This window comes from Streptomyces sp. NPDC020490 (assembly GCF_044335305.1).
Lineage (GTDB): Bacteria > Actinomycetota > Actinomycetes > Streptomycetales > Streptomycetaceae > Streptomyces.
Genome location: NZ_JBIRUY010000081.1, coordinates 1 through 8,530, shown reverse-complemented (window position 1 = coordinate 8,530; position 8,530 = coordinate 1). Strand labels below are relative to the sequence as shown.

The following is an 8,530-nucleotide window of genomic DNA, read 5'->3' as shown; positions in this document are numbered from 1 at the left end:
TCTCCCCACCCCCCCCCCCCCGTGTCGACCGACCCCGGTGACCACCCCACAAACGCTTTCACACAGTGTGCCTTCCCCAAACCCCCCCCCGCGGGGGGGGGGCCCCCACCCCCGCCCCGTCCCCCCCCCCCCCCTCTCTGACCTGCGGGGACGCTGAGACCGCAACTTCTGCTTGCGATCTCGCGAACCATCGGAGCTGTGATCAGGCGGCAGTGCTGCCGACCATCAGAACCTTGACGGCGACAGTGGTTCCGTCGATCTCGTAGGTGGCCCGATAGATTCCCACGCGTAACCGCCGGAGGCTGGTCCCGCCAAGCTTGCTGCTGGCGGAGGGCTCCGGGTCGTTGGCAAGAGAATTGATCGCCTTCACGAGCGGCTTCACGGCGTCGCCGTCTCGCGCTCGGAGCCGCTTGAGGCCTTCGGAAGCCGTCCGTTCCCAGATGATGGTGTAGTTCAAGAGGCTTCCGCTCCGGCGATGAGGGCTTCGATCTCGGCCTGGGTGACGGTAGAGCCGTCCGCAGACCGGGCGTACAGCGATACGGTCACGTCGGCGAAGTCGATCGCCTGCTCGCGGGTGTCCTCGTCCGGTGCCGAGTCGGCGAGGGCCTGGGTCCACCAGTGGTTGAGGAACGCGTCGAAGGCGCCGGAGTCGGACAGAGTGCCGAGTTCTGTGTAGAAGCCGGCTCGATGGTCGAGGCGCAGCGCCGCCCCGATGCCGTCGACCGTGCGCTGGACGACATCCCCCGTGAACCCGGTGGCTTGCCTGGCCTCCGTCACCGCGTTGTGCCATTCGGCTGCCATCTGTGTCTCCTTTCGCCGCGGGGCCACGGTACCGGCAGGACACCTTCGGAGACGGCTGAGCAGGCTACGCATCGGGGATCCTCGCGATGTCGAGTTCCGCCCAGACGCTCTTGCCGACCGTCAGTTTCTCCACGGACCAGCGGGAGGCGAGCGTACGGACGATGAGCAGTCCCCGGCCGAACTGGTCGTCGGGGTCGGAGACTCGGGCGTGGTCGGGGAGCCGCTCGCCCCTCGGATCGGTGACGGCGACCCGCAGCGCGCCCGCGCCGAGGGACGTCTCCACCCGGAACAGCCGGTCCCGCAGGCACCCGTGCAGCACCGCGTTGGTGCACAGCTCGCTCGCCACCAAGGCCGCGTCGCCGGCCACCTCCGGGTGCCCCCAGGCGACGGCGAGCCGGGCGACATGCCTGCGGGCGAGGGGGACGCTGCGCGGGTACGGCGTGAAGCTCACGGCGTCGTAGCGGCCGTGGACCTTGGGCGGCCCGGGAGGGCAGGAGTCGGTCACGGGAGCGCACCTCCTTGTGCGGTGTGAGGCACAGCGGGGTGGCTCCGCCGTGCGGACGGCACGGTGCGCTTCCGCCTGCTGGTGTCGCTCTGTGGGCGAGTGAGCACTGACGGTAGCGACATCCGGGCGGGGGCAGCAACTTACTTGGGCAGAAATATTGCTGCCCTTGGTTTGCGGGGCCTCGCTCGGGAGTTTCACACTGGGCCGATCGATCGGGAGGGACGTGTCATGGCGGGCAGGAACCCGGAACGGGGGAAGACGGTTACGACCGTCTTGGGGCGGCGACTCGGCGGGGAGTTGCTGCGCATGCGCGAGGTGTGCGGGATGCGCCAGCCGCAGGCTGCCGAGGCGTTGACGGCATCTGTCACCAAGGTCGCGAAGATCGAGCGCGGTCAGGTGCCACTGCGTGATCCCGACGTCAGGGCGCTGTGCCATCTGTACGGTCAGACGGACGAGACGGCGATCGGGAAGCTGCTGGCCCTGGCCAAGGCGGACCGGGACCGGCGCAAGGCCAGGGGCTGGTGGAATCAGTATCCGCAGCTTGCCGCCATGGTCGAGTACGTCGCCCTGGAGGACATCGCCACCAGTATCCGCACGTGGGAAATCGCCTTCGTTCCAGGGCTGTTGCAGACGCCGGACTACGCGCGTGCGGTGGCGGTGGGCGCCGGCTCGTGGGAGGACCCGAGCGAGATCGAGCCGTTCGTGGATGCCAGACTGACCCGCCAGGCGCGACTTCGGTCGGAACGCCCGCTGGAGCTGTGGGCCGTCATCCATGAGGGCGCGTTGCGTCAACTCGTCGGCGGAAGGGCTGTGATGAGGGAGCAACTCGGCCATCTGCTCGAGGTGGCGGCCCTGGACACGGTGAGAATCCAGGTGGTGCCCTTCCTTGCAGGTGCCAATCCCGGCATGACCGGGGCGTTCAGCATTGTCTCGTTCAGCGAGCCCGGAGCGCTGGACGTCGTACATATGGACGTACCGTCTTCTACGCTCTGGTTGGAGAGCGAGGAGGACGCTGCCAGGCATGGCCGTGTCTTCGAGCGGATCGCGCGGGTCGGTCTGGCGGAGCGCAACGCTCTCGAACTGATCGAGACCATTCGCAAGGAGATGTAGGTCGGTGACCGACTTCGAGTTCGTCAAGTCCAGTTACAGCGGCGGAGACGCGGGACAGCAGTGCGTGGAGGTCGCCCGTAATGTCCCCCGGACCGTTGCCGTGCGGGACAGCAAGCGGGCCGATGGGCCCATACTCCGGGTCGCGCCCGCCGCATGGGCGTCCTTCGCGGCGTTCGTGGGGGGCTCCGGGCGCTGAAAAGGGCCCGTCGCCGGCTGCGACGGGCCCTCGGAGTGTGAAGCGGAACGTCAGCTGATCTTGGCGTAGCCGTAGTTGATGAGCTTCTTGACGTCGTTCGTGCGGTCCGTGGCGGACGGGGCCGTCATGACCGTGCCCATCACGGACTCGCCGTTCAGCGTGGCGGCGAAGACGAGGCAGTAGTGGGCGTCGGGGCCCGAACCGGTCTTGATGCCGAGCGTGCCGTTCCAGCCGAGCAGGGTGTTGGTGTTGCTCCAGGTGGCCATCGTGCGGGTGGCGCCGCTGCTCGTGATGGTCTTCGCCGTGTACGACTTGGTCTTCACGACGGTCTTGAACGTGGAGCTCTTCATCACGCTGCGGGCGAGCTTCGTCAGGTCGCGCGGCGTCGAGTAGTTCGAGCCGTTGCTCAGGCCGTCGAACGAGTCGAAGTGCGTGTTCGTCATGCCGAGGTTCTTGGCCGTGGTGTTCATCTTGGAGATGAACGACTTCACGCGCGCGCTGACCGACGTGCCCGTGCCGAACTTGTCGGCGAGGGCCATCGCCGCGTCGCAGCCGGAGGGCAGCATCATCCCGTACAGCAGCTGCCGGACGGTGACCTTGTCACCGACGATCAGGTGGGCCGACGAGGGGTAGCCCTTGGAGACCATGTAGTCACTGACTGCCTTTTTGATCGTGACCTTGGTGTCCAGGTTCAGGTTCGACTGCGACAGCACGACCTTGGCGGTCATGACCTTCGTCGTCGAGGCGGTCAGCCGCTTGGTGTCGGCGGACTTGCTGTAGAGGGTCGTGCCAGTGGCGCTGTTCATCAGGTATCCGCCCTTGGCGGTGATGGTGGGCGCCGTCAAGGCCTGCGCCGGAGCCGCGGTGAGCGCTCCGGTGGCGAACACCGCGCCGGTCGTGACGGCGACGGCTGCGGCTTTGCGAAGACGGAAGCCCTTGATGCCGGTAGTCAAGTGAGGTACCCCGATTGAGTCGAATGCCCCTGGAATGCGGCCTGGTTGAGCGAGCATGGAATCTGGGGCCGCACGTGTGTGACACGTAAGTAGCACAGAAGGTTGTGCGGTTGATGGGGTGAATTCAGGATCCGGCTGTGGCGTGGGCCACTCCCGTGCCGTGTGCGACTCGGGCGGGCCCGCGCGCGGTCCGCATCGTGGACGGGCCCGGACATGCGTACGTGTTGTATCTATGCTGTGTTCATGTCTTCAGCGCCACTCGCACCCGTCAAGCGGCCACCCGCCGCCGACCGTGTGTACGCCCACGTCAAGCAGGCCGTCCTGGAACGCCGTTACGAGGGCGGGACGCTCCTCACCGAAGGCGAACTCGCCGAAGCCGTCGGAGTCTCGCGCACCCCCGTGCGCGAGGCGCTGCTGCGGCTGGAGGTCGAGGGGCTGATCCGGCTGTACCCGAAGAAGGGCGCGCTGGTCCTGCCGGTGTCCGCGCAGGAGATCGCCGACGTCATCGAGACCCGCCTGCTGGTCGAGGAGCACGCGGCCCGCAAGGCCGTACCCGCTTCCGCGGGGCTCGTCGAGAGGCTGGAGGAGCTGTTGACCCGGCAGAAGGCGCAGGCCGCCGCAGGCGACTTCGCCGCGGCCGCCGTCACCGACCGCTGCTTCCACGCCGAGATCGTGCGCAGCGGCGGCAACGAGATCCTCTCCCGCCTCTACGACCAGCTGCGCGACCGTCAGCTGCGCATGGGCGTCGCCGTCATGCACTCGCACCCCGACCGGATCGCCAAGACCCTCGCCGAGCACGAGGAGATCCTCGACGCGCTGCGCTCCGGGGACGCGGACGCGGCGGTCGGCGTCGTGCACCGGCACGTCGGCTGGTTCTCGCACCTGGCGCGGGGTGAGATCCGGTGACCGCCTCCACCCTGCCGGGCGATCCTCCGGGCGGACGGCGCGCGATCGCCGTCTGGGGCATCGGCGTCTCCGTCTACTTCGTCGCCGTGATCTTCCGGACGTCCCTCGGGGTCGCCGGACTCGACGCGGCCGACCGCTTCCACGTCAACGCCTCGGCGCTGTCGACCTTCTCCATCCTGCAGTTGCTGGTCTACGCCGGCATGCAGATACCCGTCGGGCTCCTGGTCGACCGGCTCGGCACCAAGAAGGTGCTGGGCATCGGGACCGTGCTGTTCACGGCCGGCCAGCTGGGCTTCGCCCTCTCGCCGTCGTACGGCATGGCGCTCGGTTCGCGGGCGCTGCTCGGCTGCGGTGACGCGATGACGTTCATCAGCGTGCTGCGGCTGGGCACCCGCTGGTTCCCCGCCCGGCGCGGCCCGCTCGTCGCGCAGTTCGCGGGACTCGTGGGCATGGCCGGCAACCTCGTCTCCACGCTGGTGCTGGCCCGGCTGCTGCACGGCGTCGGCTGGACGGCGGCGTTCGCGGGCAGCTCGCTCGCCGGAGCCGTCGTCCTCGTCCTGCTGCTGGTCTTCCTGAAGGACCACCCCGAGGGTCACGAGCCGGAGCCGCTGCCGCACCGGGGAGCCGCCTACGTGCGCCGGCAGATCGCCGCGTCCTGGCGGGAGCCGGGGACCCGGCTCGGGCTGTGGGTGCACTTCACGACCCAGTTCCCGGCGATGGTGTTCCTGCTGCTGTGGGGGCTGCCGTTCCTGGTCGAGGCGCAGGGGCTCAGCCGCGCCACGGCCGGGGAACTGCTCACCCTGGTCGTCCTGTCGAACATGGCCGTCGGCCTGGTCTACGGCCAGGTCGTCGCCCGGCACCACGCGGCCCGGCTGCCGCTGGCGCTGGGCACCGTGGGCGCCACCGCGGCCATGTGGGCGCTCACCCTGGCCTGGCCCGGCGCCCACGCGCCGATGGGGCTGCTGATCGCGCTGTGCGCGGTGCTGGGCGCCTGCGGGCCCGCCTCCATGCTCGGCTTCGACTTCGCGCGGCCGGCCAACCCGCCGGAGCGGCAGGGCACGGCCTCCGGAATCACCAACATGGGCGGTTTCGTCGCCTCGATGACGACGCTGTTCGCGATCGGCGTGCTGCTCGACGCCACCGGCGACAACTACACCGTCGCCTTCTCCGCGGTGTTCGTGCTCCAGGCGCTCGGCGTCAGCCAGATCCTCCGGCTCGGCGGGCGGGCGGCGCGCAGGGAGCGGGAGCGGCTGGTGGCCAGCCGGGTGGAGACGGTGCACGTGCCCGCGTGACCCGCGACGCGGCCCCGCTCACCCGCGTGACCTGCCACGTGGCCCCGCTCACCGGCGTGCTCCGGCCGGCCCTCGGCGTGCTCCGGCCCTCGGCGTGTTCGGGCCCTCGGCGTGTTCGGGCCGCCGGCGTGCTCGGGCCGCCGACGTGCTCCGGCCGCCGGGCGGGGCACCGCGGCGCCGTGGCGCGCGGTGCGGCCCCGTCCCGAAGCGCCCCGGACCCCGACGTCACCGTTGAAGGCCCGCGGCGCCCCGGACTACGGCGTCACCGTGAAGTTCCGCAGGATCGCCGACGTCAGCTCCGGGTCCCCCTCCGCCTTGACCCGGTCCGCCACCGCGTCCGGGGTCACCCGGCCGCAGGCCAGGCGGACGTAGGTCTCCCAGTCGAGGGTGAAGGTCGCGGCGGGTCCCAGCGCGGGGGCCGTCTCGAGGGTGCCGCGGCCCTGGATGTCGATGCGGATCGTGCGCAGGAACTCGACCGGACCGTGGACGTCGAAGACGAACGCCGAGCTGCGTGGCGCCTCGGCCCGGTTCGCCACCACCTCCGGCAGCGCGGCCAGCAGCACGTCACGGGCCACGTGCGCGCCGGGGGAGTCGAGGTTGCCGGGGCGGCCGAGGGCGGCGCGCAGGTCCTGCTCGTGCACCCACACGTTGAAGGCGTGGCTGCGCATGGACTCCTCCAGCGTCAGCTCGGAGCCCAGCGGGCCGCGCACCTTGGCGCCCGGCTGCCGGTTCTCGTTGCGCAGCTGGCGGTTGCGGCGGATGATCACGTACTCCAGCTCGGACGTCATCTCCGGCGCCGTGTGGTGGCGGCGGACGTCGACCTGCATCTCCATGTAGCGCTGGTGCTCGTTGGTGACGTGGAACAGGTCGCGCGGGAGCGCGTGGATGGGCCGCGGGTCGCCGAGCATCTCGCAGTCCAGGCCGATGACGTGGGAGACGACGTCACGGACCGACCACCCCGGGCACGGTGTGCGCCAGTTCCACTCGCCCTCCACAAGGGGCCGGACCAGTTCGGATATCGCTTCGATGGAGTGGGTCCAGGCGTCGGCGTAGGGCTGGAGGGTGGGATGCAGACTCACGGAACGGGACCCCTCGGCGGTCGGTACACGGGCAGATTGTGGCGGCTTTGCCAGTGGGAGGTGGCTGCACTCGGCGGGTGTCTTGGAACTCCCCCAGCTCTCGGTCGCGCTCGAGCCGGGGGTGCCCCCAAGTTACGCTGCTGTGAGGCACCCCGGCAGTGCTTTCGTGTGACGATCGTAGGCCCGAGTGGACGGCTTCCATGCCAGGACGGTGGTAGTGTGCGCGCCTCTTTGCTTCAGATTGCCGTGAACGAGGGCGAATCGGTCGAATCGCGTCGGCGGCGGGTGTCGTCGCTCGTGCGGGAACAGGCCGGAGCCGATCTGGTCGTGCTCCCGGAGCTGTGGACCACCGGTGCGTTCGCCTACGAGGACTTCGGCGGCGAGGCCGAGCCGCTCCAGGGGCCGACGTACGGGGCCATGGCGAAGGCGGCGAGCGACGCGGGCGTGTGGCTGCACGCGGGCTCGATCCCCGAGCGCGACCCGGACGGCACCCTCTACAACACCTCACTCGTCTTCACCCCCTCCGGCGACCTGGCCGCCGCCTACCGCAAGATCCACCGCTTCGGCTTCGACAAGGGCGAGGCCGTGCTGATGGGAGCGGGCCGCGAACCGGTGACCGTCCCGCTGCCGCAGACCACCGCCGGCCTTGCCACCTGCTACGACCTCCGCTTCCCCGAACTGTTCCGCGCGCTCGTCGACGCCGGCGCCGAGATCCTGGTGATCCCGGCGGGCTGGCCGGAGCGCCGCCGGGCGCACTGGACGCTGCTGGCCCGGGCGCGGGCGGTGGAGAACCAGGCGTTCGTGCTCGCCTGTGGAACGGCCGGGACCCACGCGGGGGTTCCCCAGGCCGGTCACTCGATCGTGGTGGATCCCTGGGGCGAGGTGCTCGCCGAGGCGGGCGCCGGCGAGGAGGTCCTCACCGTCGACCTCGACCCGGCGAAGGTGGCGGCGACCCGGCAGCAGTTCCCGGCCCTGAAGGACCGCGTCCTGGGCCTGGCGCCCCCGCCCGCGCCCCGGCCTTCCTGACCCCCCGTCGGGGAGAGGGGCTAATCCTCCCCCCGGTCGTGCTCCCGCTCCTTCTCCGCGAGGTGGATCACGCACACCGTCACCGCGATCAGCAGCGCCGGGTCCGCGTCCTCGCGGACGACGTCGACGCCGTACGTCTCGCGTACGTGCAGCCAGCGGCGGGAGATCACGGCGAGCACCTCGCCGTCGTACTCGACGACGAACTCCCGGTCCAGGATGCGGCCGCTGACGTCGAGTTCGGTGCCGTCCACCAGGGTGACCCGGAAGTGGTTGCGCAGCAGCGACAGGCGCTTGCGCCGGACGGTCGCCAGGCCCTCGCCGCCGCGTTCGATCACCATCGTGTCGCGCAGTGCGAACATCTTCTGGTGGATGTCGACGAGCACGTGCCCGTCCCGGTCCTTCAGCTCGAACGTGTCCCGCAGCCGCATGGCCTTGCCGTCGACGAGGAACACCTTGTCGCCGTGCTCGTCCTCGATCCAGTAGTCCTCGCCGATGCCGAGGAGCCGGTCGCGTACCAGGAATCTCATACCGTCAGCGCTTCCCCGCCGGCCGGCCCGCGACGCCGCCGCTAGACGAGTAAGTCCTATGTCCTGGGCTGACGATCAGGCGTGAACAGAGGGTGTTCAAGATCATGTTGTGACGCAAGATCTGAACACCCTCTT

Annotated in this window: 11 protein-coding genes; 5 read left to right on the top strand and 6 right to left on the bottom strand. The window is 70.0% G+C overall.

Features of this window, described 5'->3' with window-relative positions:
• Window positions 1-202: 202 nt before the first annotated feature.
• From ACH4ZX_RS39875 to ACH4ZX_RS39865, 3 genes are all read right to left on the bottom strand, one after another.
• On the bottom strand, window positions 203-457 hold the full coding sequence (locus tag ACH4ZX_RS39875; protein ID WP_398283779.1) for a type II toxin-antitoxin system RelE/ParE family toxin: 255 nt from the start codon (window positions 455-457) through the stop codon (window positions 203-205).
• On the bottom strand, window positions 454-801 hold the full coding sequence (locus tag ACH4ZX_RS39870; RefSeq protein WP_398283777.1) for a hypothetical protein: 348 nt from the start codon (window positions 799-801) through the stop codon (window positions 454-456). The genes ACH4ZX_RS39875 and ACH4ZX_RS39870 overlap by 4 nt, the downstream gene beginning before the upstream one ends.
• Before the next feature lie 64 nt (window positions 802-865).
• Window positions 866-1,306, bottom strand: coding sequence for an ATP-binding protein (locus tag ACH4ZX_RS39865; RefSeq protein WP_398283775.1), 441 nt, complete (start codon window positions 1,304-1,306; stop codon window positions 866-868).
• Window positions 1,307-1,534: 228 nt separating this feature from the next.
• Between ACH4ZX_RS39865 and ACH4ZX_RS39860 the strand changes: the two genes are divergently transcribed.
• Together ACH4ZX_RS39860 and ACH4ZX_RS39855 are read left to right on the top strand one after the other, a co-directional pair.
• Entirely contained in the window at window positions 1,535-2,416 is an 882-nt protein-coding gene (locus ACH4ZX_RS39860) for a helix-turn-helix domain-containing protein (RefSeq protein WP_398283773.1), read from the top strand.
• Between the two features lie 4 nt (window positions 2,417-2,420).
• A complete protein-coding gene (locus tag ACH4ZX_RS39855) occupies window positions 2,421-2,612 on the top strand; it encodes a DUF397 domain-containing protein (RefSeq protein WP_398283771.1) in 192 nt (63 codons plus the stop codon).
• 50 nt (window positions 2,613-2,662) lie between these two features.
• On the opposite strand, the gene ACH4ZX_RS39850 is transcribed toward ACH4ZX_RS39855, so the two are convergent.
• On the bottom strand, window positions 2,663-3,565 hold the full coding sequence (locus ACH4ZX_RS39850) for a D-alanyl-D-alanine carboxypeptidase family protein (RefSeq protein WP_398283769.1): 903 nt from the start codon (window positions 3,563-3,565) through the stop codon (window positions 2,663-2,665).
• 243 nt (window positions 3,566-3,808) lie between these two features.
• On the opposite strand from ACH4ZX_RS39850, the gene ACH4ZX_RS39845 reads away from it, so the two are divergent.
• Both ACH4ZX_RS39845 and ACH4ZX_RS39840 read left to right on the top strand, forming a co-directional pair.
• Window positions 3,809-4,471 (top strand): GntR family transcriptional regulator, encoded by a 663-nt coding sequence (locus ACH4ZX_RS39845; protein WP_398283767.1) that lies wholly within the window; start codon window positions 3,809-3,811, stop codon window positions 4,469-4,471.
• A complete protein-coding gene (locus ACH4ZX_RS39840) occupies window positions 4,468-5,763 on the top strand; it encodes a nitrate/nitrite transporter (protein ID WP_398283765.1) in 1,296 nt (431 codons plus the stop codon). The genes ACH4ZX_RS39845 and ACH4ZX_RS39840 overlap by 4 nt, the downstream gene beginning before the upstream one ends.
• A 254-nt stretch (window positions 5,764-6,017) precedes the next feature.
• Here ACH4ZX_RS39840 and ACH4ZX_RS39835 read toward each other — a convergent pair whose 3' ends face one another.
• Window positions 6,018-6,842, bottom strand: coding sequence for a maleylpyruvate isomerase family mycothiol-dependent enzyme (locus ACH4ZX_RS39835; RefSeq protein WP_398283763.1), 825 nt, complete (start codon window positions 6,840-6,842; stop codon window positions 6,018-6,020).
• 219 nt (window positions 6,843-7,061) lie between these two features.
• Between ACH4ZX_RS39835 and ACH4ZX_RS39830 the strand changes: the two genes are divergently transcribed.
• Complete coding sequence (locus ACH4ZX_RS39830) at window positions 7,062-7,868, top strand: carbon-nitrogen family hydrolase (RefSeq protein WP_398283761.1); 807 nt, start codon at window positions 7,062-7,064, stop codon at window positions 7,866-7,868.
• A gap of 20 nt (window positions 7,869-7,888) precedes the next feature.
• On the opposite strand, the gene ACH4ZX_RS39825 is transcribed toward ACH4ZX_RS39830, so the two are convergent.
• Entirely contained in the window at window positions 7,889-8,395 is a 507-nt protein-coding gene (locus ACH4ZX_RS39825; RefSeq protein WP_360749578.1) for an LURP-one-related family protein, read from the bottom strand.
• Window positions 8,396-8,530: the final 135 nt, after the last annotated feature.

What these genes read in the sequence shown, in the direction of transcription:
- ACH4ZX_RS39870 (WP_398283777.1), bottom strand. Translation starts at nt 801, where the DNA reads ATGGCAGCCGAATGGCACAACGCGGTGACGGAGGCCAGGCAAGCCACC.
- ACH4ZX_RS39860 (WP_398283773.1), top strand. Translation starts at nt 1,535, where the DNA reads ATGGCGGGCAGGAACCCGGAACGGGGGAAGACGGTTACGACCGTCTTG.
- ACH4ZX_RS39845 (WP_398283767.1), top strand. Translation starts at nt 3,809, where the DNA reads ATGTCTTCAGCGCCACTCGCACCCGTCAAGCGGCCACCCGCCGCCGAC.
- ACH4ZX_RS39825 (WP_360749578.1), bottom strand. Translation starts at nt 8,395, where the DNA reads ATGAGATTCCTGGTACGCGACCGGCTCCTCGGCATCGGCGAGGACTAC.